Source organism: Streptosporangiales bacterium (genome assembly GCA_009379955.1).
GTDB lineage: Bacteria > Actinomycetota > Actinomycetes > Streptosporangiales > WHST01 > WHST01.
Genome location: WHST01000046.1, coordinates 20,916 through 45,039, shown reverse-complemented (window position 1 = coordinate 45,039; position 24,124 = coordinate 20,916). Strand labels below are relative to the sequence as shown.

Here is a 24,124-nt window from a genome sequence, read left to right as displayed (position 1 = left end):
TGGTCAAGGTCGGAGCGCTGGCAGCGTGAAGAGCCCCACCGGGATGAATCATGCCCACCTGACCGGTCACCGATAGCCGCCCAACCGTCTGCCGAGGTCGCCGTCACGACCCCACAGGGTTTTTCAGGTCGAAGTAGCTAGTATCCTGCGGCGACGGCTTCGACCTCGAACAGGATGTCGGGCATAGCCAGGCCGGCGACCCCGATGACGGTTTGCGTGGGAGGATTGTCGCCGCAGCCGCCCTGCACGGCCCCGGCGATTGCCCCGAGCTTGTCGAAGTCGAGGTTCACCACATACGTCCTGAGCTGGACGACGTGGCTGAGGTCGAGCCCGTGGGCGGCAAGGGCGACGCCGAGGTTGCGGAACGCTTGCTGCACCTGCTCGGTGAAGTCGGTCGAGACAACCGCGCCGTCCGCGCCCGATCCGTACTGACCCGCGACAAGCACCAGCTCCGTGCCAGCCGGGATGGTGGCGGTGTGGCTGTAGCCGAACGGGACCGGATCGTGCAACCCGGCGGGATTGACGATGGTGTGGGACATGTGGATCACCTTTCGTGTCATAGGCGCTTCTCGCGCCCCGGTTACTTCTCTCGGGGCGTTCATGACGAGACGTGGTGGCAACCTATGCGGCACCACTGACATGGGCGGGTCTGCAACCTGACGAACTACATCGCCCGATCACTGCTGGAGACCGGCGGCATCAGACCCCGACCACACCCTGGATCGTGAAGAGCCATCAATCCGCGTCGGCCCGATGTGCCAGGACCTCCCTGGTGAGTTCGACCCGGTTGTTGACGCTGAGCTTGGTGAAGCTGTGCCGCAGGTGGCTGTCCACGGTGTGCGGCGACAGGAAGAGCTGGTCGGCGGCCTCGCGGTTGGTGAGGCCGTCCGCCACCAGCCGGACGACGCGCAGCTCCGACTCGGTCAAGGTGTCCCACGGGCTGCTGGCCGGCGTGTCGCGTACCGACCCGCCCCGCACACCGAGCCGGCGCAGCCGCTTGGCGACGCGGGTCGCCTCGCGTCGCGCCCCGCACGACCGGTAGTGCTCGAGCGCCTCGGTCAGCAGCTCGACGGCCGCCTGCCGACGGCCCGCGTCGCGTTCGGCGCACCCGGTGTCCTCCAACGCCATCGCCCGGGCGAGCACTCGGGGCGTCCCCCGGTACGCCCGAACCGCACAGCGCAGCATGACCACGTCGCCGCGCACCAGCCCGTCGGCGTGCGCGGCCGCGGCGTACAGTGACGCCACGGTCGGGTTGAGCTCGGCCAGCCGCCGCGTCGCCGCGGCCGCAAGGCTCGCCCGGGCCCCGGCATCCGCCCGCAGCGCCATCCGGACGAGCTGTGCTCCCGCGATCGGGTCCTGCGTGAGGATCAGTACCCGCCGCGGGAACCCGGCGTAGATCTCCGTGACCGTCTCCACGGCCGCCGCGGGTTCGCCCATGGCGTCCTGCACGAGCGCGACCCGCCAGGCCAGGTCCTCGGGTCCCGCGCCGATCCCTCCCGCCAGCAGGTCGTCGGCGCTCTTCAGATGGTCGCGGGCGACGTCCACCTCGTCCCGCAGCGTCGCGACCTGGGCGAGGATGCCCAACAGCGGAACGGTCAATGCGCGCGCAGCAAGCTGCTCGGAGATGAGCAGACCGGCCTCGGCCTCCGCGCACGCGTCGTCCAGCCGGCCCGCGGCCATCCGCAGCTCGGCACGGTAGTAGTGCCACAACGGCTGCGACCACGCGGTGCCCATCTGGTCCGCCTCGCGCTGGCCCATCTCGTACACGGCGTCGGCCTCGGCGAACTGGTCGACCGCGACCAACGCCCGCGCGAGCCACAGCCGCGGATGGCGTTGCGACGCCTCACCGCCCGCGGCGTCGGCGGTCGCCACGGCCTCCCGCGCGTGCCGCACCGCGTCGTCGAGCGCACCGCCGGCACGTGACGCCACGCTGCGAGCCACCATGCCGAACACCGTCGCGGCATGCTGCCCGGTCCGCGCTCCCACCTCCGCCGCGTCGGCACCGGCGCTGTCTGCTCCCGTCAGGTCGATCTCGCCGAGCAGGCCGTGGGCGCGGATCGCGAGCAGCTGCGCGCGTAGCGGTTCCGGTACGCCGTCGCGGGACAACGCCCGCGCCGTGAAGTCGACGACCGCAGCGCTGCGACCCGCGTGCTTGTGCGCTTCGGCGAGTCCGAGCAGCAACGCGGCCTCCGACGGCACGTCGAGGCCGGACCGTAACGCCCGTTCTCCGAGCTCCGTGGCCTGCTCCACCCGACCGGCGGCAGCGAGCAGCCGTACCGTGTCCGCGATGAGCTGCGGCCGGCCGGAGTCGTGCTCGTCGACGAGCTCGAGCATGCGCAACGCCAGATCGGCGGCGGTTCCAGGGGCGGACGGCGCGACCTGTCCGATCGCCTCGCGAAGCACCGCCCTGGCGTTCTCGTCGCCGGGACGACCACCACGGACGAGGTGCTCGGCGACCTCGACCGCGGACCGCCCCTCGGCCTGGACGACACCGGCGGCCTCGCGGTGCAGCGCCGACCGCACCGGGCCCGACAGCGCCTCGTAGATCGCCTCCCTGATCAGGTCGTGCCGGAAGTCGAGCTCGTCCCCGCTGTCGACGAGTGCGCAGCACGCGACGGCCTCGGTGGCGGCGGGCACGAGGTCGACCGCGGGCCGACCGAGCAGCCCGGCGGCCTCGTGCAGGCTGAACGGTCGCCCCAGGACGGAGCCGGCGTCGAGCAATCTGCGTACGTCGTCGGAGAGGCCGCGCATCTGCCGGTGCACGGCCGTGAGGAAGTCCGAGGGCAGGTCGCGGTCGACGACGGTGGCGCGACCGTCGTCGATCCGCAGCTGACCCGCCATGTCCAACGTCGTCAACAGCTCACCGATGAGGAACGGGTTCCCCTCGCCGCGGCCGGCGAGCTCGATGACGGTCTGGTCGGGCGTGGCGCCGAGCAGGCGGGCGCAGAGCGTGGCGACCGCGTCGTCGTCGAGCGGTTCCAGCAGGATCTTGCGCGCCCCGTCCAGGACCAGCCAGTCGATGGCCTCCTGCGCGGCCGGCGTGCCGCCCCACACCGGACCGGGCCGGCGGGCAAGCACCCACAGCACGGGAGACGACGCGAGCGCCGGCACCAGGACCCGCAGGGCGAGGGCGCTCAGCTCGTCGGCCCAGTGCGCGTCGTCCAGCAGGACGAGGAGCCGGCGGTCGCGGACGTGGTCCTCGATGGCGGTACGAAGTGCGTCGACCCGCGACAGGCCACCGGAGTCGGCGTCGGTCATGGCGCCGTGCACGAGCGCGGGCGCGTACTCGCGCAGCACCGTGATCAGTGTGGTGAGCGGCGCCACCCGGTCCAGCTCGGCCGCCTGCCCCGCCGCCACCTCGACCCCGAGTCGGCAGGCCCTCGTCGCGACCGCTTCGAGCATCCTGCTCTTGCCGATCCCCGCCGGTCCCTCGAGTACGACACACCCTCCTCCGCCTTCGGCGGTGCCGATGAGCGCGGTACCCAGCTCACGCAGCGCACCGTCGCGTCCCACGAGTGGCGGACTCACCGGCGGCATACCGATCCCTCCTCGGAAGCGACAGCACCAATCTGTCCACCCCACCTCGGGCCCATACACCGCAGCCGAGTGAAGGCTGGCGTAACGACTGTCGACGCGTTACTCTCCGCATCGCGCAGGCGAGGAAACAGTCACGGAGCGAGAGCAGACCTTCGTCGAAACCGCTGTGATCCCAAAGGATCCCGTGAACCGGTGATGCCCCGGTCGGTCGCGCAGCCGCACGCTGATCGCACCAAGAGCCGCGACGTACAGGGGCACCACGTGATCAGCACGAGCCAACCGGTCGATCGAAGGAACCGGGAGACGCAGACCGTCTCCTGGCTCGGTGCGACCGGCCAGAGCTCCGGTACCGGCCGCGCCCCGGCCGTCGTCAAGTACGGGGGTAGCTCGCTCGCGACGGGCGAGCAGGTCGCCGGCATCGCCCGGGCCGTGGCGGCACAGCACAGGTCGGGGCACCCGACGGTCGTGGTCGTGTCAGCGCGCGGCGACACGACCGACGATCTGCTTCGGCTCGCCGCGACAGCCGGTCCCGACCGTGCCGGCCGCGAGACCGACCAGCTGCTCACGACCGGGGAGACCGCCTCGGCCGCGTTGCTCGCGATCGCCTTGGAGGACCTCGGGACACCCGCGTGCTCGCTCACCGCCGCACAGGCCGGGATCCGCGCCGCGGGCCCTCACGGGTCCGGCGTGATCGCGGACATCGACACCCGGCGAATAGGGAGAGTGCTGGCCGACGGCGCCGTCCCCGTGGTCGCCGGATTCCAGGGGGTCGGCGACACGGGCGATGTCATCACGCTCGGTCGTGGCGGCTCGGACACCACGGCCGTCGCACTCGCCGCGGTACTGCGTGCCGGCCGCTGCGAGATCTGCACGGACGTCCCCGGCGTCTCCACCGCGGACCCTCGCGTCGTGGCGGACGCACGCGTCCTCACCACCGTTGACGTCAGCGTCATGGCCGAGATGTCCTTCGCCGGCGCCAAGGTCCTGCACTCCAGGGCGGTCGAGCTCGCGGCGATGCACCGCGTCGAGCTGCGAGTCCGTCACTCGGCACCGAGAGCCACTACCGAGTCGGGAACGGTGATCCCGGCGGAAAGCGACGAGACCATGCTCGAGACAAGTGGAGTGGTCGTGGCCATTGCCCACGATATGGACGTCGCCCGTGTCCTGGTGCACTGCGGATCACGGCGGGGCGACCTCGCCGCGGACATCCTCGCGATGCTGTCCGTTCATGCTGTTCCGGTCGATCTCGTCGCCCGCTCCGGTCTGCACGAGGAAGAGTTCCGGATGGGCTTCACGATGCGGCGAAAGGACGTCGCCGACACGCTGTCCACCATCCGAGAGGCAGTGACCGGGCTCGGTGCCGACGTCCACGTCGACGAGAACGTCGGCAAGGTCTCGGTCATCGGCATGGGACTGCTCAACCGTCCTCAGTACACGGCCCGGATGCTCACCGTTCTCGCGACCGCCGGCATCCCCACCAGCTGGCTCTCCACGTCCCAGATCCGTACCTCCGTGGTCATCCCCTTGGACCGCGTGCTCGATGCGGTGCGGCTGTTGCATGACGAGTTCGAGCTCGCCCGCGAAGACCTCGCCGCCGTGGCAGTGACCTCGGCCTGAGCTGGAAGGAAGGAACGACGATGTCGATGAACTCCTCGTTCGCCCGCCGGATTCGGCTACGCCGCCTCTACCGGCACGCCCCCACACGGATGTTCGTGGTTCCCCTCGACCACTCGATCAGTGACGGGCCCATCACCGGTGGGGCGGGCCTGGACCGGCTGGTCGGCCAGCTCGCCGGCAACGGCGTCGACGCCGTCGTCCTGCACAAGGGCAGCCTGCGCCACGTCGACCCCGCCTGGTTCGCCCGAACGTCCCTCATCGTGCACCTGTCCGCGAGCACGGCCCGCGCCACCGACCCGAACGCCAAGTACCTGGTCGCCAACGTCGCGGAGTCGCTGCGGCTCGGCGCCGACGCGGTCAGCGTGCACGTCAACCTCGGATCGCTGGACGAGGGCCGCCAGGTCGCCGACCTGGCGGCCGTGTCCGAGGCATGCGAGCAGTGGAACGTCCCGCTGCTCGCCATGGTGTACCCGCGCGGGCCTGAGGTCCGCAACCCGCGGGACCCGGAGCTCGTCGCGCACGCCGTGACGCTCGCTGTCGACCTCGGGGCCGACATCGTCAAGACCGTCGCGGTCGACTCGGTGAGCACGATGGCGGACATCACGCGTGCCTGCCCCATTCCCGTGATCCTCGCGGGTGGCCCGCCGGTGACCAGCATCGGCGAGCTGCGCCGATACGTGGGCGACGCGATGCGCGGCGGTGTCGCCGGTCTCGCCATGGGCCGCAACATCTTCCAGGCCACCGATCCGGGCGCGACGGCGCGGATGGTCGCGGACCTGGTGCACGACGACAGTGACCGGATCCCCGCACTCCCCCACGACGAGCTCGCGGTCGCGGCCGGCTGATCGCCGGGACCACCTCAGCAACCACGATTCCAAGGAGATGCCGTGAAACTCTGCTGGCTGGACGTCCGCAAGACCAACGGTGTGAAGGACGCGATCCTCGAAGAGGCGGTGCACCAGCGCGTCGACGGCATCGTCGCCGCCGATCTCGCCGACCTCGAGACCCTGCCACCGACCACCCGCCGGGTGTACTTCCCTCAGGGCGGTGAGGTGCCCAGCGACCTGAAGGCAGACATCGTCATCCTGGGTCCTGAGGCGTACGGCGACCGCGCCGCATTGGCCGCCACCCACCCGACCGTCGAGTTCGGACGCTTCGTCGAGATCACCGACGCGGAGAGCCTCGAGCTCGCCTGCGAGGTCGCCAGGAGCGACCGGTGGGCCGTCCTGCTGTTCCGCGACCCGACCAAGATCCCGCTCGAGATCGTGCTCGCCGCGGCCAACAAGGCCGAGGGCAGCATCATCACCGGGGTCCAGGACGTCGAGGAGGCCGAGATCGTCTTCGGCGTGCTCGAGCACGGTTCGGACGGCGTCATGCTCACCCCGCAGACCGTCGGTGACGCCACGAAGCTCAAGGCGGCCGCCGACGACCGTCCCGCGGACCTCGATCTCGTCGCGCTCGACGTGCGCGGCATCAGGCGTGTGGGCATGGGCGAGCGTGCGTGCGTCGACACCTGCACCCACTTCCGGCTGGACGAGGGCATCCTCGTCGGCTCGACCTCCCAGGGAATGATCCTGGGCTGCAGCGAGACGCACCCGTTGCCGTACATGCCGACCCGGCCGTTCCGGGTGAACGCGGGCGCCCTGCACTCGTACACCGTCGGGGCGGCGGGACGGACGAACTACCTCAGCGAGCTGCGCGCGGGTTCGAAGGTGCTCGCCGTGGACTCGTCAGGACGCACGCGCATCGTCGCAGTCGGCCGGGTGAAGATCGAGACCAGGCCGCTGCTCGCGATCGACGCGGTCGCGCCGTCCGGGCAGGACGTCAACCTCATCGTCCAGGACGACTGGCACGTGCGCGTGCTCGGCCCCGGCGGCGTCGTGCTCAATGTCACCGAGCTGACCGCCGGCACGCGGGTGCTCGGCTATCTGCCGACCGAGCAGCGGCACGTCGGCTACCCCATCGACGAGTTCTGCCTCGAGCAGTGAACGGAAGGGACCGGCGATGACCCAGACCCTTGAGCCACTGCCCCAGCTCGGGCAGTGGGACGGCGCCGAGCAACTCCTCGAGATGCAGTCGCGACAGCTCGCCCGGTCACTGACCTGGGCTGCCCGCTCACCGTTCTACCGGGAACGCTTCGCCGCGGGAAGCCCACCGAGCACGCTCGACGACCTCGCGAGCCTGCCGCTGACGACGAAGCAGGACCTGCGCGACTCGTATCCGTACGGTCTACTGGCAGTGGGCAGGGAACGGCTGGCCACGTACCACGAGTCGAGCGGGACGGCGGGACGGCCGACCGCCTCCTACTACACCGCCGAGGACTGGCTCGACCTCGCGGAACGGTTCGCTCGCAAGGCGATCGGCATGCTGCCGACGGACACGTTCCTGGTCCGCACGCCGTACGCCCTTCTGCTCACCGGGCACCTCGCGCACGCGGCGGGACGCCTGGCCGGGGCGACGGTCGTCCCCGGCGACAACCGCTCGCTGGCGATGCCGTACTCCCGGGTGGTCCGGGTGCTCCGCGACCTCGGCGTCACCATCACCTGGTCGGTGCCGACCGAGTGCCTGCTCTGGGCGGCGGCGGCCAAGGAGGCCGGCCTCGATCCGAAGACCGACTTCCCTGCCCTGCGCGGCCTCTTCGTCGGAGGGGAACCGCTCAGCACGGCACGGCGCCGGCGAATCAGCCAGCTGTGGGGCGTGCCGGTCGTCGAGGAGTACGGCTCCACCGAGACCGGCAGCCTCGCCGGGGAGTGTGCAGCGGGACACATGCACCTGTGGGCCGACCGTTTCGTGTTCGAGGTGTACGACCCACGGACCGGGCGCTGCAGCAGCGAGGGCAGCGGCCAGCTGGTCGCGACCACGCTGTACCGGGAGGCCATGCCGCTGGTCCGTTACAACCTCGAGGACAACGTCGAGGTCAGCTACTCCGACTGCGACTGCGGGTGGGCGCTGCCGTCGATCCGCGTGCTCGGCCGCAACGCGTTCGGCCACGAGGTCGGGGGCGTCCCGGTCAGCCAGCATCAGCTGGAGGAGATCGTCTTCGACCTGCCTGCCGAGTACGGCGTACTGTTCTGGCGCGCCCGCGCGGAGCGGGACGTTCTCCGGGTCGAGATCGAGGCGGCCGACCAGCACCGTGACCACGCCGTCGCCGCGCTCACGGACGCCCTTCGTGACCGGCTCGGCGTCAGGTCCCACGTCGTCGCGCTGCAGGCGGGATCGCTCGTCCCCGCCGAGGTGCTGACCCGCAGCCACGACGTGGTCAAGCCTCGCAGCCTGTTCGGCCCGGACGAGGACTGGAGCAAGGCAGTCCTCTACTACTGACCGGTTCGCGACACGTATCGGAGGTGCGCAGTGCGGAGCGAGGACATCCGGATCGCCGTGGTCGGCGCCGGCATCGCGGGCCTGACCGTGGCGGCGGCGCTGCACGAGGCCGGCCTGTGCTGCGACGTCTTCGAACAGACGCGTCTGCTCGGTGAGGTCGGTGCGGGCATCCAGCTGGCACCCAACGCCGCGCGTGTACTGCACCGGCTCGGCGTGGGCACCAGGCTGCGCGACAAGGGCGTGCGTCCCGCGGCACTCGAGATGCGCCGCTGGGACGACAACTCGTTGCTGCGCCGCACGCCGCTCGGCGACGAGTGCGAGGAACGCTACGGGGCGCCGTACTACACGGTGCACCGGGCCGATCTGCACCGCGGCCTGCTCGAACGGCTGCCGGAGCGGATCGTGCACCTCGGCCGGCGCTGCGTCGCCGTCCGCGAGGGCGTCGACGAGGTCGAACTCGAGTTCTCCGACGGGTCGAGTGTCACCGCCGATCTCGTCATCGGAGCGGACGGCATCCACTCGCGGGTACGCGAACGGCTCGTCCGCGACGAGCCGCGCTATTCGGGGCAGACGATCTACCGGGCGCTCATCCCGGCCGAGCGGGCGCCGTTCCTCCTCGCCGAACCGCGGGTCGTCATCTGGCTCGGCCCCGGGCAGCACTGTGTGAGCTACCCGGTCTCCGGCGGAACGCAGGTCAGCCTCGGCGCGACGTTCCCCGGCAGCCGGTGGGAGATCGAGTCGTGGTCGGCGCAAGGGCGGAGGGAGACGCTCGCGCACGCGTACACCGGGTGGAACTCCGAGGTGCAGACGCTGACGGCGGCCCCGGACACCGTCAGCCAGTGGGCGCTGCACGACCGCGGGACGTTGTCCACCTGGAGCACCGATCGGCTGACCGTCGTCGGTGACGCGGCCCACCCGATGCTGCCGTTCTTCGCGCAGGGCGCGAACCAGGCGATCGAGGACGCCGTGACGCTGGCGGCCTGCCTCCGCGACGTGGACGTCGGCGGGATCGCCGGCGCGCTGCGCCAGTACGAGGACCTTCGCAAGCCACGCACCGGGCGGGTGCACGAGATCTCCCGGGCGAACACGACCGCCTTGCATCTCCCCGACGGCGAGGAGCAGCGGCAGCGTGACCGCGCGCTCGCGGCGGAGGGCGCACTGGCGAAGCAGGACTGGATCTACGGCTACGACGCCGCGGCCGCGGTCACCGGCTGACCGCCACGGAAAGCGAGGACGACATGGACGGGTTCGAGGACCGGGTCGCCGTGGTGACGGGCGCGGCCGCCGGCATCGGGGAGGCCGTCGCCCACGGGCTGGCCAGGAACGGGGCGACCGTCGCGGCGGTCGACCTCGACGCCGCGGGCCTGGACACGCTGGTCGAGAAGCTCGACCGGCCGGGGCGGCACGCCGCTTACCCGGCGGACGTGCGGGACCCGGCCAGCGTCGACGCCGCGGTCGACCGGGTCGAGGCGGAGCTCGGCCCCGTCGACGTCCTGGTCAACGTCGCGGGGGTGCTGCGTACCGGTCAGGCGGTGGAGATGTCCGACGAGGACTGGGCGGCCGTGTTCGCCGTCAACACCTTCGGCGTCTTCCACGCCTGCCGTGCGGTCGGCCGGCGGATGGCGGCACGGGGGTACGGCTGCATCGTCACGGTCGCGTCCAACGCCGCCGGTGTACCGCGGATGGGCATGTCGGCGTACGCCGCGTCGAAGGCCGCCGCCGCTCATTTCACCCGGTGTCTCGCGCTGGAGCTCGCACCACGCGGCATCCGTTGCAACGTGGTCGCGCCGGGTTCGACGGACACGACGATGCTGAGGTCGATGTGGCACGACGGGTACGGCGCGCAGTCCACGATCGACGGCGCGCCCGAGCAGTACCGGGTAGGCATCCCGCTCCAGAAGCTCGCACGGCCCGACGACGTGGCCGACGCGGTGCTGTTCCTGGCCTCCGACCGCGCCGGCCACATCACCATGCAGGACCTCTACGTCGACGGAGGCGCGGCTCTGCGGGCCTGATCCGCACTGCCCGGCCTCGGCGACACCGCAGAAGGAGCAGACATGGCCATCCCCACGATCGCCGCGTACGACATGCCGACCGAGGCCGAGCTCGGCCTGGCCCAGGTGACCTGGCAACCCGACGCCGGTCGGGCCGCCCTGCTCGTCCACGACATGCAGCACTACTTCGTCCAGGCGTTCCCCGCCGACCGGCCACCGGTGACCGACCTGGTCGCGAACATCGTCTCGTTGCGTGAGCTTGCGACGCGGCTCGGCATGCCGGTCGTCTACACGGCGCAGCCGGGACGGATGACCCGCGCACAGCGCGGACTCCTGCACGACTTCTGGGGTCCCGGCATGGGTACCGACGACCACGGCAGGCGGATCATCGACGAGCTCGCCCCCGGGCCGCAGGACGCCGTCCTCACGAAGTGGCGGTACAGCGCGTTCCACGGCACGACGCTGGCGAACATCCTGCACCGGTACCGACGTGACCAGCTGGTCATCTGCGGCGTCTACGCCCACATCGGCTGCCTGATGACGGCCTGCGACGCGTTCACCCAGGACATCGAACCGTTCCTCGTCGCCGACGCGGTCGCCGACTTCTCCTTGGCCCAGCACCGGATGGGACTCGACTATGCGACGCAACGCTGCGCGGTGACCGTCACGACGCGTCGGATGCGGGAGGCACTGACCGCGAGCAGGGCCGGCTCGTCCTCGCTCGCCGCCGGAGTGCGTCGCGACCGGGACCTGGCAGGGCTGAGCGACCGATGAGCGCACGCGCAGGAGCCGCCACCGGCACGCCGATCTTCGACATCCACGCACGGCTCGCACCGCGACCCGGCGCCGTCGACACGCTGCTCGCGACGATGGACGGCTGCGGCATCGACCGCGCCGCCATCTGCTCGGGTGGCGTGATCGACCTCGACCGGCTCGCGAGGCAGATCATGACCGAGGGCCACATCGAGGACGACGCCGACAACGACGCCGTACTCGAGGCCTGCTCGAGCACCGCCGGCCGGTTGCTGCCGTTCTTCTTCGGCAACCCGCACCGCGGCGAACGTCCGTACCGCGAGCAGGTCACCGGCTTCCGAGGACTGGAGATCTCGCCTGCCGTGCACGGCGTGCCGCTCACCGACGAACGCACGATGGCGCTGGTCGAGGTGGCAGCCACCGCAGGGCATCCGGTCTATGTGGTCTGCATCGGCCGGCGCGGCTGCGGCGCCCGCGACCTGGTCGCACTCGCCCAGACGTTCCCCGACACGACGTTCGTGCTCGGGCACTGCGGCTTCATCGGCATCGACGTCTACTCGGTCGACGTCGTCGCCCCGTACCCCACCATCCTCGCGGAGACTTCCGGATGTTACGCCGGCGTGGCAGGCGTGGCGATCGAACGCCTCGGCGCCGACCGGGTACTGCTCGGCACCGAGTATCCGCTGCAGCACCCCGACGTCGAGCTGACCAAGCTCCGCACGCTGCGCCTCGACGCGGACACCTGGGAGCGGATCACCTGGCGCAACGCCTGCCGGTTGCTCGGCGAGCCGGAACACCGGATCGAACCGTCCACGAGGGAGACGTCCCATGTCTGAGTCAGCGCGGGCCGGCCGCGACGGCACGGCGCCAGACGGCGCCACGACGCCGGTGCTGATCGTCGGGGCCGGCCCGGTGGGTGCCGTGCTCGCCCTCGAGCTCGCCCGGCACGGCGTCACCAGCGTGCTCGTCGACCGGGCGCTGACCGCGTCGCCGCATCCGAAGATGGACTACATCAACGGTCGCAGCATGGAGCTGCTGCGCAGGCTCGCCGTGACCGACGAGATCAGGCGGCGCGGTGTACCGCCCGAGCACCCGTTCACCTTCATCTGGAGCCGCGACTTCGCCGAGCCGCCGATCGCGACATGGCACTACTCGTCGGTGACGGAGTTGCGCGACCGCATCGACGCCGTGAACGACGGGACGATGCCGGCCGAACCGCACCAGCGGCTGCAGGGCTCGTTGCTCGAGGAGATCCTGCGCGCCCGGGTGGAGGCACATCCGCTCATCGACTTCCGGCCGGGTTGCGCAGTGACGGACCTCGAGGAGGACGCCAGCAACGTCCGCGTCTCTCTCGTCGAGTCGCAGACGGGCGCCGAGCGGCGTGTCCGGGCGAGCTACGTCATCGGCTGCGACGGCGCGGGCAGCACCGTACGCACGCTGCTCGACGTCGGCGTCGGCCTGCTGGCGCCACCGACCCACCACCGCGACGTCTACTTCCGCAGCAGCGATCCGGTCCTGCGGCGTCACGGCAGGGCGTTCCTCACGATCGCCGCGGGAGGCCTGACCCTGGTCTCCAGGGACGAGCGGGACACCTGGACGGGAACCGTCCACCTCGCCGACGAAGCGGCGCGGGCCGAGGATCCGGTCGCACAGATGCGCCGCAACCTCGGCGCGGACTTCACCGTCGACGACGTGCTCAGCATCGTCGAGTGGGAGGGCAGCCTCGGCGTCGCGGATACGTACGGCCGCGGCCGCGTCTTCCTGGCCGGCGACTCCGTGCACCACTTCTACCCGACCGGCGGACACGGCGCGAACACCGGGATCGCGGACGCGGTCGACCTCGGCTGGAAGCTCGCGGCCAGGCTGCGTGGCTGGGGTGCCGACGCGTTGCTCGCCAGCTACCAGATCGAGCGGCGGCCGGTGGCGTTGTTCAACCGGGAGATGTGCGCGAACCTGCTCGAGGTCTGGCTGCGGTTCCCGCGGCTCGTCGCCGCGGCCGCGTCGCGGGAGCAGATCGCGGGCTTCCTGGCACACGAGACGTACCAGCTCGACAACCTGGGGATCCACTTCGGGTACCGCTACGACACCTCACCCGTGGTCTGGCACGAGGCCGACCCATCCGCGTGGGACTGGGGTCGCATCGTGCCGACCACCTGGCCCGGGGGGCGCGCGCCATCGGTACGGCTGGCGGACGGCAGCCCGCTCTTCGACCGTCTCGGCGCCGGCTTCACCCTCGTCGACTCGTCGGGGGCCGGCGCGGGGAAGGGCGTGGTCGACACGGCGCGGCACCGCGCCATGCCGGTCACGTACCTCCCACTCGACGTCGCGGTACGCGAGGTGTGGGAGCGCGAGCTCGTCCTCGTCCGACCCGACCACCACGTCGCGTGGCGGGGATCGGAACCGCCGGACGACTGGAACACCGTGCTCGCCAAGGTGAGCGGGCACTGACCACGAAGGGGCAACGGCATGGGAAGACACCTGACACCACGAGCTCGCCTGGTCGGCACGATCGCGCTGGCGCTGGCGGTGCCGGCGGCCACGTTCACGGTCGTGACGGCACCCGGCGACACCACCGCGGCGGCCGGACACCACCACGCGAACGCGGTCACGACGCAGCAGTCCGCCGTGACGGGAACGCGGGCGCAGGCGTCGTGCACGCCGCGGGATCGGCGTCAGACCCTGGCCAGGGACCAGCGCAGGCTGCTGGCGAGGCTGGGCACCCTGGTCGTCCTCCGAGACGAGGCCGACGTCGACCGGCTCACCGCCCTCGGGTTCGACTCGTTCCCGCATTGGCAGACCAGCCTCACCGGCGTCGGCTGGACCGCCGCCGACATGGACGCGATGATGGCGCCCACTCCGGGGAAGCCCAGCATGTTGAGCTACCGGCCGTCCGGCACGTCCAATGGACCACGCGACGGGTACGACTTTCCTTACGTACTCGCCGGCTGGTCCTACCAGGCGCCGTACGACGTCGCGAAGTACCCGGCGCAGCTGCTGCCGTGCGTGAGCCGCGCGGAGTGGTTCGCGCACGAACGCGGCATCCACCTGTGGGACGACGGCGGCTTCGAGCCCGTACCCCCGGTCGAGGAGCAGTACGGCACGGCACCCGGTGCCGACCCGCCGCAGGCCCCGCCGCCCAGCTACGGGCACCCGCGCGCGTGGGACCTGCACATCTGGCTCAACGGCACACCCGTCCCGACGACGTCCGTCCGCAACCCCGGTCGACCCATCCCCGGGCTCGACGTGCCTGAAGGAACGTTCTTCTTCCCACCCATGCCCTGACACCGACACCACGTTCGAACGGGAGTTCACCATGCAGGACACCACCAAGACCCTCAAGCTCGTCGCCAAGCCCCTCCGGCGTGAGGTGTTCAAGAACGGCAGCGCCGACGTCAACCTCGGCGACCGCAGCATGTTCACGCACGCCCTGTTCCTCGACGACGAAGAGGTCGGCTTCGACGGTGGCTCCTGCTCCGTCGTGCGCGTCGAGGACGACGCCTCGTACTACATCCTGTGCAACGTCAGCATGATGCTGCCCGAGGGCACGATCGCGTTCCAGACGTTCGTCCAGGAGGTCTTCCCGCCGCCCCCGTTCTACGCGGCGATCACCGGTGGCACCGGCGCGTACGCCGGCGCCACCGGCGAGATGCACATCGACCCGGCGAGCCCCGACATCCACCACTACACCCTGCAGCTGACCCTGCCGGACAAGAGCTGACCCAGGGCCCCACGGACCCCGGTCGCGGCAACGGTTCCGCGACCGGGGCCGTAGGTGGCGGCACCGCATCAGCGTTCGCTGCCCTACGCAAGACGAACAAGCAGAAGGGACAGCAGGATGTGGTGGGAGTACCTCGACGCGATCGAAGTTGCTGTCGAGGCTGCGTCCAACCAGTCCACCTGACGTTCTCAGCCCGCGGGCGGGATGTTGTGGGTGAGCCGGAACAGGTTCTCCGGGTCGTACGCGCGCTTCACCCGCCTCAGCCGCCGGTAGTCCTCCGGCGCATACGCTGCCCGGACGCGGTCCGGCGTGGCGTCGGCCGCGCCGAGGAAGTTGGGGCTCACACCACCGGTCGTCCACGGCGCCATCCGGTCCAGGACGAGCTGTCCGCAGTCGCGCACCGCCTCGGCGCCGTCCGGTCCGCTGACACCCGCGACGTACAGCAGGAACGCGGCATCCCGGTTGCCGACCGCGTTCGGCACCGTCGGCGGCCGGCCAAGCGCGCCACCGAGGTGCCGCACCTCCACCAGCCGCAGCGGGCAACTGCTGTCAGGACCGGCGGCGTACAGCAGCTCGTCGACCGCGTCCTCGTCGAACTCACTGAGGCAGGCGGTGGTCTCGTACAGAGCGAACGGATGCGGCGGATCGTCGTGGATCTCACCGCTCGTGGTGTACGGCCGGTCGGCGACCGTGTCGAGCAACGGGAACGCGACGCGCCGCAACGGTCGCACCAACGCCTCACCGTCGGCGGCCGAGCCGTGGTAGGCGATGCGCACGTGGACGACGAACCGTCCACGCAGCTCCTCGGGGACACCGGCGCCCCACGGGAACCTGGTCAGCGCGATCGACGACCCGAGCTCGTCGGGAACCGTACGCAGCCAGCGCCGGTACGCGGCGAGCACGTCGGACGCGGCGCTGCCGCGGAAGTAGAGCCCGCCGCCGTAGAGCCTGGGCACCGGGAAGAGACCGATCTCCATCGACGTGACGACCCCGAAGTTGCCCTTGCCGCCGCGCAGTGCCCAGAACAGGTCCGCGTACTGCTCGGCATTGACCTGGCGCAACATGCCGTGCCTGGTGACGACGTCGATGCTGCGGACGTGGTCCGCCGCGTAGCCGAACGCCCTGCCCAGCAGCCCGAGGCCACCACCGAGCGTGTACCCGACCGCGCCGATCCCCGGCGAGGACCCGCTCAACGGCGCCAGGCCGAACACGGCGGCCTCGTGGATGACGTCGTCCCAGCGCGCGCCCGCCTCGATCCGCGCGACGCCGGCCATCGGGTCGACGCGCACGCTGCGCATCCGGCGCGGATCGACCAGGATCCCGCCGTCGGCGGGAGCGGACGCACCGTGCCCGGAGTTGAGGACGCCGACCGGAAGATCGTGCACGGTCGCGAACGCGACCGTGGCCATCACATCCGCGACTCCACCGGCCCGGACGACGGCGACCGGGCGGTGGTCGACCGCAAGGTTGTAGCCCGTACGGCTCTCGTCGTAGCCGGCGTCACCGGGAAGAAAGACGTCGCCACGCACCCGCGGAACGAGTTCCCCGACCACCGGGGCCGCCGGTCCGTGGCGTGTGCCGTTGCGGTGGTCGGATGGTGCGGGCGCGACCGCCTCGACGAGCGCGGGAGACGTCGCGTCGAGCGTGGTGTTGGTCATGGTGACTCCCTCGTGCTCTCGCCGTGCCGGCCCCGTCGGTCCACCGCCGATGGTCGGGCCCGCGAGCCGCAACCAGCCGGCGAGCCTCGACCACCGCATGACGCCACCCGCTACCGCGCCGCCGCCGACCCCGCGTGCTCGCGCTCCTCTGCGTCGAGCTCGGGGTAGACCGGGCACTCGCGCACGACGTCGAAGGGCTCGAACGTGTCCCAGCGCCGCTGCTCGCGCAGCCAGCCGGTCAGCGGGTTGAGGTCGCTCCAGAAGTCTCCGCTGAGCATCCGGGCGAACCACCTGTCGTTGTCGACGCTGAAGCCGATCTGCTGCAGGTAGGCGCCCAGCCGGTACTCCGACTCGTAGTACGCGGAGATGAGCCGCGTGTACGAGTCGTATCCAGTCTTGTAGAGGTTGGCGTACGCGAGCTGCTCGGTCCCGGCGCTCCCCGGTTCGTCGAGGATCCGGTTCAGCGTCCGCGCCGCCGCTCGCCCCGTCGTCATCGCGAGGAACGCACCGCCGGAGAAGATCGGGTCGATGAACGTACCGGCGTCACCGGCCATCATCCAGCCCGGCCCGGTGACCGTGTCGGAGTAGTAGCAGTAATCCGACTCGACGTGGACGTCGGGCCTCGGCGTGGTGCCCTTCAGCCGCTCCACGATGCGGGGCACACGGGCGATGTGGTCGTCCAGCAACTCTGCTCGGCTCGCGCCCGCGCGGAGCACGGACTTGGGCATGACGGACCCGACGCTGATCGTGGCCGGCCAGATCGGGATCGCCCACAGCCAGCCGTCCTGGTGACCACCGATCTGGATGTCACCCTCGTGGCCGGGGTTGTGCCGCTCGTCCAGGCCGTCGAAGTGCCGGAAGACCGCCACGTTGCGCAGCCAGCTGATCTCCTTACGGGTGTGAAAGTGCTGGGCCACCTTGCTGGCCCGGCCGCCGGCGTCCAGCACCCACGGCGCCCGCACGGTGCGCACGACACCGTCGTGCTCGTACTGGACGCCGACCACCCGGCCGTCGCCGTCGAGGAGGAGCTCCTTGGCGATGGCGTCCTCGAGCAGGACCGCGCCCTTCGCCACCGCGTGCCGGGTGAGGAACTCGTCGAAGTGCGCGCGCTCCACCTGGAACGTCGTCGGTTGGCGACCGGGACCCTGGTCGGCGAAGTCGGTGCGGCGGAAATCCCCACTGGGGAAGATGAACTCCGCGCCGGTCTTCACCGGGTAGCCCTGCGCGGCGGCGTCCTCGTAGAGGCCCATCCGGCGCAGCAGCTCGGCCGTGTACGTCAGGCCCGACTCGCCGACATGGAACCGGGGCAGAGTGCGCCGCTCGATCATCAACACCGAGCGGCCCGCGCTGGCCAGCTCGAAGGCGGCGGTGGCTCCGGCGGGACCCGCTCCGATGACGATGATGTCGACGTCTGGCGACACGGCATCGTCGTGGTGGCGGTCGTCGTGGGATGTCATGCGGGTTCCTTCCTCTCGGTCAACGTGGTCGTCCGTACGGTGCCTGCGGTCGGGATCGGCCGCGGGTCGGCGGCGTCGACACTCGATCGGTCGTCGGCGCCGCGCTCGGCGTCCTCGAGAGAGACCGGGAACGAGGCACGGTAGATGGGCGTCGCGGCCGCCGTGGTCACCACCGCGACGAGCACGAGCATCGTGAAGAGCGGCGGACCGATCACGCCCTGCCCGAGTCCCACGTTGATGAAGATCAGGATCATCACGCCACGCGCGTTCATCAGCGCCCCGACGGCGGACGCGTGTCGCCAGGAGAAGCCGTGCAGCCGTACCACCAGCGCGCAGCCGACGTACTTGCCGACGAAGGCGACGAGCATGAGGAGCGCGAGGGGCAGCAGCAGGCTGATGTCCAGCAGTCCGGCGAGCTCGGTGTTCAGGCCGGAGAAGACGAAGAACACGGGCATCAGCAGCACCGCGTTGACGTCGGCGAGTCGTGTGGTCAGCTCACGGCGCAGCACTGGGGATGCGGGCAGCGCGACACCGGCGATGAAGCCGCCGAAGACCGAGTGGATGCCGATCGTGTCGGTGAACCACCCGCACGCGACGACGATGAGCAGCACGACGACCACGGAGCCGTGCGTCATCGTGCCGGCACGCTCGACCCGCCGCACGAGGAGACGGAGCAGCCGGCGTCCCAGGGTGAACATTCCGACGGCGAAGAGCGCCGCGCCGAGGATCGCGATCAACACCCCCGAGGTGGATCCCGCGGCACCGAGGGCCACGACGACGGCGAGCAGCGCCCACGCCGCAGCGTCGTCGATGGCGGCCGCCACGAGTGTCATCGAGCCCAGCGGGGTGCTCGTCATCCGACGTTCCTGCAGGATGCGCGCGAGCACCGGGAAGGCGGTCACCGCCAGCGCTGCGCCGAGGAACAGCGCGAACCCCGCGGTCGATGTTCCCTGACCGGCGAGTCGGTCGGCGAGCAGCAGGCCGGTGCCCGCGCCGAGAACCAGCGGGACGACGATCCCGGACGACGCGACCGTCGCGGCCCGCCTGATCGACCGGCGGTTCAGGAACTGATGGTCGATGCCCGCGCCGACCAGGAACATGTAGAACGTCAGGCCGATCGTGCTCAGCACGTACAGCACGTTCTTGATGTCGGGCGTGAAGAGGTCCTGCTGGACGGACGGCAGCACCGCGCCGAAGATCGACGGGCCGAGGACGACGCCGGCGACCATCTCGCCGACGACGCGCGGCTGCCCCACCGCCTGTGCCAGTCGTCCGCAGACACCGGTGGCCACAAGGATGATCGCGAGCGCGGCCAGCACGCCGATCGCCAGGTCGATGCGTGAGTCCACGACGGTCTCCTGTTCGCCTCGGCGTCTGTGCGGCCCGCGTCGGCCGCTGTGATCAAGCATGCGAAGCGGCGCGTGCCCCCGTCATCACGTGAACCCGCGATGCCGACACGTGAGTCGTGCCGGCATGCAAGACGACGGAAGACCGCCTCCGCCAAGGGATGCGGTCTTCCGTCGTGGGTCGGGAGCGGGTGGGATCCGCTGACGGTCAGTCGCCGCCGTCGAGGCCCCAGCTCACGACCCTGGTCGGAAGGATTCGGATGATGGCACCGTGGTCCTCGCCGTCCGGTCCGGTCATGTGGGGAATCGCCTCAGCCTCCCCACGCACCTGCACGCACCGCGGATGCCACGGTGGCTGCACGTCGTCGATGACCAGACAGACCTGCGGATGGGCACGGACGTTGCGGAACTTGCGGGTGGCCGTGAGGTCTCGACCACCCACGTCGATGGTGTCGAGCTCCGCGTTGTACGTCCAGCCGGTGGGCACGACGTGCGGGGCACCGGCGGAGTCCACCGTGGCCAGGCGACCCAACCCCGCGTCGTTCGTGAGGTACGCCAGCTCCGCCGCGGAGAACACGCTCGTGGTCACGATCGTCCTGTCCATCTCGCTCACCACTCAGACCGCGACCGGGAGCAGAGCCAGGATCTCGGCGTCCAACGCCGCGAGCAGCCCCGACACCAGCTCCGCGGTGCCCTCGTCGGTCAAGCGTCCGTCGGCGTCGAACCGCTCGTATGCACTGAAGACCAGCACCTCAGGCTTCGTCACGACGGGCGAGCCCGTCCAGAGGAAGACCTGGCGCAGCGCCAGCTGTGCGCGCACGGTCCCGAACGGCGTCGGGGAGGCGCCCATCAGCGCCACCGGCTTACCCTGCAGCACGGAAGCCCACGGCGGCGTCGACGCCCAGTCGAGGGCGTTCTTCAGCACGCCGGGTGCGCCGTAGTTGTACTCCGGCGTCGCGATCAGCAGACCGTCGGCCGCGGCGATGCGGGCCCGCAGGTCCGCCACCGGCGGCGGCGGTGCCTCGGTGTCGATCCCACTGTCGTACGGCGGGATGTCGCGCAGCCCTTCATAGACCTCGATGCTCATCCCGGACGGCACGCGCTCGCGCGCGGCCTCGATCAGCATCGAGTTGAACGAACCGGTCCGCAGACTGCCTGAGATGGCGAGGACGTTGGTCATGACTCACTTCCGTTCGTCGATCGAGGTGGTCACCGGCGGCCGAGACGGGCGAACAGGTCGGCCGTGTTCGAGCGGCGACCCCACGCGATGGCCGCGGAGATGACGAGCAGCATGACGGCCGACATCGGGTTGCCACCCCAGACAAGGTGGCTGATGACTGCGCCGACGGTGAGCGCCACGAAGGCGACCGCGGCGAGGCCGTACAGCCGGAGCTGCGGCACGACGAGTGCGATGGCCCCGAGCACCTCGAGTGGCGCGATGACGTAGGGCATCCAGCCCGCGGTGCCCATCGACTGGAAGACCTCGACCGCCGCGGGGAATGCCGTGAACTTGCCGAAGGCGCCGAATACGAACCCGGCGGCCGCGAAGGCCTGCAGCACCCAGAGCAGCGCGTTGACACCACGAGAGGTGCCGGCCTGGGCCGGCGCTTCCCGCGCCGTGATCTCGTTCGCCATGATCCCTCCAAAGAACCTGCGATGCGGATATCTGCTGTGACAACTACTTATCTTCATCGAGGAAGTTCCGCGTGTCAAGAGAACAGCAGATGGACGACGCCTCCAGGGCGGTGGCTCGAGGTCAATGTTGCTGCGGTAGTTTTCCGCACGTCAAATAAGTCGTACCGTGGACGCATGACCGAGGAACAGCTCGCCGACCATCGCTTGACCGCGGTCGGCCTTGTGATCGAAGTCCGGAGCAGCCTTCGAGCCAGGACCGGCACGCTGTTCGCCGACCAGCTCGACGGCATGCCCGACTTCGACGCGCTCATCCGGCTCGCCCGGTCGCCGGGTCGGCGGCTGCGGATGGGTGACCTCGCGGCGCAGATGTCCCTGTCCACCGGCGGAGCCACCCGGCTCGTCGACCGCCTGGAACTGCGACGCCTGGTATGCCGCGAGTCGTATCTCGGCGACCGGCGCGGCTCGTACGCGGTGCTCACCGACGCCGGCGCCGAACAGCTGGCCGCCGTACTCCCGATCCTCGTCGAGGCCATCGACCGGTGGTTCATCAGCCTGCTACCACCGGCCGATCTGGACGCCGCCCTGCAGGCGCTGCGCGCGGTACGGGACACCGTCCGCCCCGGCGCGGCAGCCGGGAGTAGCGGCTAGACCTCCCACGTCGTGCGGGCAGAGGACCACACCCTTGCGCTCGCAGTTTTCCCCACGTCAACTAGATCGCGTACACTGTCGGAATGGCCAGACCCGACTTCGACGACCCGCGACTCACCGCGATGGGTCTGCTCATCGAGGTGTACGAAGGTGTCACCAGCCGACTGACCCCCGTGCACACCAGCCACGGCATCTCGGGAAACGACTTCGACACCCTGATCCGGCTCGCCCGATCCCCGAAGAGCCGGCTGCGGATGACCGACCTCGCCGTCCAGACCTCGATGTCGACGAGCGGTGTCACCCGGGTCGTCGACCGGCTCGAACGACACGGACTGGTTCAGCGCGAGCCATGTCCAGGCGACCGACGTAGCTCGTTCGCGGTGCTCACGAAGCAGGGACACGACCGCGTACGCGCCGTTCTTCCGCCGCTACTCAAGGAGATCGACGCATGCTTCACCGGCGTCCTCGGTGTCAAGCAGCTCGATGCCCTGATGAAGGCGCTGAGCGTCGTGCGCGACACCGTACGCCCCGGCGCGGTCGCCGGTGGTTCAGCGGATAACCCCGGTGGCGCGTAGCTCGGCGATGCCTGTCGCGTCACAGCCGGCCTCGGTGAGCGGCCTGCGCCTGCCCATCGGGGGGACGATCCAGCGCGGTAGAGCAGGTCACTGGCCGAGCCGGTGCCGACGAAGAACGGATACACCCAACAAAGGCAACGCGTTGCCGCCAGTCATTTCTCGGACCGGGTGCACTCGTCGGACCGAGTGTCCGGGTCACTGGGTGAACGGCGGGTTCTGTGGGGGTTGGATCATGGGGCCTGATAGCTGGATGTGGGCGATCTTCCAGCCGTCGGCGCCGCGGATGAGGGTGAGTCCGGCTCGGAAGGATCCGTTGTTGTCGTGGCCTCGGGCGGTGGTGCGTTGGGTTTCGACGGCGTGCACGACGGTGGTGTCGCCGTATCCGGCGATCTGGATGTCGGTGACGTCGAACGCGTGTTGACCAGGTCGCCGCCGCGGTGTCGGTCGGCCCATTGTCGGGCGTCGAGGACGAACCCGACCGGGCCGATGCCGGTGAACTGATCGGTGAGCAGGTTCTGGAGACCGTCGGCGTCTTGGGTGCGTTCCAGCTCCGCCCACTGCCGTACCAGTGCCCGGACGGCGTCGTGGTCGTCGGACGATCCGGTGGCGGTCGGCGGCTCGGACGGCTTCTCCGCGGTGGCGCCGGATTCGAGGGGAAGGCCAACGGCCGCCCAGTCGGCAATCCCGTCGGTGTAGACGCGGACGTTGCCGTAGCCGGCGGCGGTGAGGGCCTCGGCCAGTTCTGGTCCACGGGTGCAGGACGCGTCGGTGGAGTAGGTGACGACCGCGGCGGCCTTGTCAGGCAGCATGTCGGCGACGTCGGCGATCTCCTCGATGGTCAGATTGAGCGCGCCGGGTAGGTGCCGGTTGGCGAACGGAGCGGCCGGCAAGGCGTCGACGACCGTGACCGTCCCGGCCGTGAGCGCCTCGGCCAGCTCCGCACGATTGATGGTCTCCACAGTGATCCTCCGTTCGATGCGACATGCGTCCGAGAAGGCGACTCTTAAAGTAGCTTCATGTTTGAAGTCACTATAGGCACTGTTAGGATGTCGGTGTGGGCACGGGTCTGCGGGAACGACAGAAGCTGGCTCGGCATGAGCGCATCGTCACCGCGGCGATCGACCTGTTCGTGGAGCAGGGGTTCGATGCCGTGCGGGTGGTCGATGTGGCCGAGGCCGCCGAGGTGTCCCCGGGGACGGTGTACAACTACTTCCCGACCAAGGAGGACCTGGTGTTCGGAGGGAGCAGGGCCTTCGAGCAAGAGCTCGTCGACACGCTCGCATCTCGTCCGGCGCAGGTGCCGCTGCTAGACGCGTTTCGGAGGTTCTCGATTCGGGTCCGGGGCGCTCTGGCCCAGCAGGACCAGGCGCCGATCCAGGCGATCGCCCGTCATGCCCAGGTCATCGCCGGCAGTCCCGCGCTCCAGCTTCGAGCACGTCAGAACTTCGATCGCTGCACCGAACGGGTCGCCGAGTTGATCATCGCCGAACGCGGTGCGGCGGTGACCTCCGCCCAAGCCTGGGTGATCGCGAACGCCATGATCGGCGTCACCCAGACCATGCAGAACATCGTGCACCGGCTCGCCATCGCCGACCGGCCGGTCACCGAGATCGCGACCATGGTCATCGAGGAAGGTCGGCGTGCTCTGGATCAGCTCGAAGCGGGCATCGGCGAGAGCCAGCTGACATGATCCCGCACGGACCCGGGTGTCGACGTGCTTGGTCATCGGTGGTCGCGACCGAGGCATGCGGCGGCGGCAGCCACGATCGCGGATAGATGGGCGTCACCAGCGCAGACCCGTGTGTGTGACGAGGCTCCGCTATCGACACAGCGGTGGGGTCATGCAGTAGTGACGCGACGGTGGA

Annotated in this window: 23 protein-coding genes and 1 pseudogene; 14 read left to right on the top strand and 10 right to left on the bottom strand. The window is 70.3% G+C overall.

Annotated elements, in window-relative coordinates:
- Positions 1 to 137: 137 nt before the first annotated feature.
- Positions 138 to 539: a RidA family protein gene (locus GEV10_15440; GenBank protein ID MQA79850.1), complete on the bottom strand. Its 402-nt coding sequence runs from the start codon at positions 537 to 539 to the stop codon at positions 138 to 140.
- Positions 540 to 735: 196 nt separating this feature from the next.
- Entirely contained in the window at positions 736 to 3,537 is a 2,802-nt protein-coding gene (locus tag GEV10_15435) for an AAA family ATPase (protein ID MQA79849.1), read from the bottom strand.
- A gap of 195 nt (positions 3,538 to 3,732) precedes the next feature.
- On the opposite strand from GEV10_15435, the gene GEV10_15430 reads away from it, so the two are divergent.
- Genes GEV10_15430 through GEV10_15380 form a run of 11 tightly spaced genes read left to right on the top strand, consistent with a single transcriptional unit; the run spans position 3,733 to position 14,940 of the window.
- Entirely contained in the window at positions 3,733 to 5,154 is a 1,422-nt protein-coding gene (locus GEV10_15430) for an aspartate kinase (GenBank protein MQA79848.1), read from the top strand.
- 20 nt (positions 5,155 to 5,174) lie between these two features.
- Positions 5,175 to 5,999, top strand: coding sequence for a 2-amino-4,5-dihydroxy-6-one-heptanoic acid-7-phosphate synthase (locus GEV10_15425; protein MQA79847.1), 825 nt, complete (start codon positions 5,175 to 5,177; stop codon positions 5,997 to 5,999).
- Between the two features lie 42 nt (positions 6,000 to 6,041).
- A complete protein-coding gene (locus tag GEV10_15420; GenBank protein ID MQA79846.1) occupies positions 6,042 to 7,142 on the top strand; it encodes a 3-dehydroquinate synthase II family protein in 1,101 nt (366 codons plus the stop codon).
- A 16-nt stretch (positions 7,143 to 7,158) separates the two neighbouring features.
- On the top strand, positions 7,159 to 8,475 hold the full coding sequence (locus GEV10_15415) for an AMP-binding protein (GenBank protein ID MQA79845.1): 1,317 nt from the start codon (positions 7,159 to 7,161) through the stop codon (positions 8,473 to 8,475).
- Between the two features lie 51 nt (positions 8,476 to 8,526).
- Positions 8,527 to 9,690 carry an NAD(P)-binding protein gene (locus GEV10_15410; protein MQA79844.1) on the top strand — a complete coding sequence of 388 codons (1,164 nt, stop codon included), beginning with the start codon at positions 8,527 to 8,529 and terminating at the stop codon, positions 9,688 to 9,690.
- Between the two features lie 23 nt (positions 9,691 to 9,713).
- On the top strand, positions 9,714 to 10,490 hold the full coding sequence (locus GEV10_15405; GenBank protein ID MQA79843.1) for a 2,3-dihydro-2,3-dihydroxybenzoate dehydrogenase: 777 nt from the start codon (positions 9,714 to 9,716) through the stop codon (positions 10,488 to 10,490).
- A 42-nt stretch (positions 10,491 to 10,532) separates the two neighbouring features.
- Positions 10,533 to 11,243 (top strand): isochorismatase family protein, encoded by a 711-nt coding sequence (locus tag GEV10_15400; GenBank protein MQA79842.1) that lies wholly within the window; start codon positions 10,533 to 10,535, stop codon positions 11,241 to 11,243.
- Entirely contained in the window at positions 11,240 to 12,058 is an 819-nt protein-coding gene (locus GEV10_15395) for an amidohydrolase family protein (protein ID MQA79841.1), read from the top strand. Before GEV10_15400 ends, GEV10_15395 begins: the two co-directional genes overlap by 4 nt.
- Positions 12,051 to 13,670, top strand: coding sequence for a 2-polyprenyl-6-methoxyphenol hydroxylase (locus GEV10_15390; protein MQA79840.1), 1,620 nt, complete (start codon positions 12,051 to 12,053; stop codon positions 13,668 to 13,670). The genes GEV10_15395 and GEV10_15390 overlap by 8 nt, the downstream gene beginning before the upstream one ends.
- A gap of 18 nt (positions 13,671 to 13,688) precedes the next feature.
- Positions 13,689 to 14,504, top strand: a complete 816-nt coding sequence (locus tag GEV10_15385) for a hypothetical protein (protein ID MQA79839.1) — start codon at positions 13,689 to 13,691, stop codon at positions 14,502 to 14,504.
- A gap of 31 nt (positions 14,505 to 14,535) precedes the next feature.
- Positions 14,536 to 14,940, top strand: coding sequence for a hypothetical protein (locus GEV10_15380; protein MQA79838.1), 405 nt, complete (start codon positions 14,536 to 14,538; stop codon positions 14,938 to 14,940).
- Positions 14,941 to 15,128: 188 nt separating this feature from the next.
- On the opposite strand, the gene GEV10_15375 is transcribed toward GEV10_15380, so the two are convergent.
- From GEV10_15375 to GEV10_15350, 6 genes are all read right to left on the bottom strand, one after another.
- Positions 15,129 to 16,598 carry an FAD-binding protein gene (locus GEV10_15375; GenBank protein ID MQA79837.1) on the bottom strand — a complete coding sequence of 490 codons (1,470 nt, stop codon included), beginning with the start codon at positions 16,596 to 16,598 and terminating at the stop codon, positions 15,129 to 15,131.
- Between the two features lie 110 nt (positions 16,599 to 16,708).
- Positions 16,709 to 18,055 (bottom strand): FAD-binding protein, encoded by a 1,347-nt coding sequence (locus GEV10_15370; GenBank protein MQA79836.1) that lies wholly within the window; start codon positions 18,053 to 18,055, stop codon positions 16,709 to 16,711.
- The gene (locus tag GEV10_15365; GenBank protein ID MQA79835.1) at positions 18,052 to 19,464 is read right to left on the bottom strand and encodes a hypothetical protein; all 1,413 of its coding nucleotides are present in this window, start codon (positions 19,462 to 19,464) and stop codon (positions 18,052 to 18,054) included. Before GEV10_15365 ends, GEV10_15370 begins: the two co-directional genes overlap by 4 nt.
- 145 nt (positions 19,465 to 19,609) lie before the next feature.
- Positions 19,610 to 20,005, bottom strand: a complete 396-nt coding sequence (locus GEV10_15360; protein MQA79834.1) for a PPOX class F420-dependent oxidoreductase — start codon at positions 20,003 to 20,005, stop codon at positions 19,610 to 19,612.
- A gap of 12 nt (positions 20,006 to 20,017) precedes the next feature.
- Positions 20,018 to 20,581 carry an FMN reductase gene (locus GEV10_15355; protein ID MQA79833.1) on the bottom strand — a complete coding sequence of 188 codons (564 nt, stop codon included), beginning with the start codon at positions 20,579 to 20,581 and terminating at the stop codon, positions 20,018 to 20,020.
- A 29-nt stretch (positions 20,582 to 20,610) separates the two neighbouring features.
- Positions 20,611 to 21,114, bottom strand: coding sequence for a DoxX family protein (locus tag GEV10_15350; protein ID MQA79832.1), 504 nt, complete (start codon positions 21,112 to 21,114; stop codon positions 20,611 to 20,613).
- A gap of 96 nt (positions 21,115 to 21,210) precedes the next feature.
- On the opposite strand from GEV10_15350, the gene GEV10_15345 reads away from it, so the two are divergent.
- Positions 21,211 to 21,684: a MarR family transcriptional regulator gene (locus GEV10_15345; GenBank protein ID MQA79831.1), complete on the top strand. Its 474-nt coding sequence runs from the start codon at positions 21,211 to 21,213 to the stop codon at positions 21,682 to 21,684.
- Between the two features lie 83 nt (positions 21,685 to 21,767).
- The gene (locus tag GEV10_15340) at positions 21,768 to 22,259 is read left to right on the top strand and encodes a MarR family transcriptional regulator (GenBank protein ID MQA79830.1); all 492 of its coding nucleotides are present in this window, start codon (positions 21,768 to 21,770) and stop codon (positions 22,257 to 22,259) included.
- A gap of 195 nt (positions 22,260 to 22,454) precedes the next feature.
- On the opposite strand, the gene GEV10_15335 is transcribed toward GEV10_15340, so the two are convergent.
- Together GEV10_15335 and GEV10_15330 are read right to left on the bottom strand one after the other, a co-directional pair.
- Positions 22,455 to 22,712: a hypothetical protein gene (locus GEV10_15335; GenBank protein MQA79829.1), complete on the bottom strand. Its 258-nt coding sequence runs from the start codon at positions 22,710 to 22,712 to the stop codon at positions 22,455 to 22,457.
- Positions 22,713 to 22,903: 191 nt separating this feature from the next.
- Positions 22,904 to 23,218 (bottom strand): annotated as a pseudogene (locus tag GEV10_15330) (rhodanese-like domain-containing protein).
- Between the two features lie 95 nt (positions 23,219 to 23,313).
- On the opposite strand from GEV10_15330, the gene GEV10_15325 reads away from it, so the two are divergent.
- Positions 23,314 to 23,949: a TetR family transcriptional regulator gene (locus GEV10_15325; protein ID MQA79828.1), complete on the top strand. Its 636-nt coding sequence runs from the start codon at positions 23,314 to 23,316 to the stop codon at positions 23,947 to 23,949.
- Positions 23,950 to 24,124: the final 175 nt, after the last annotated feature.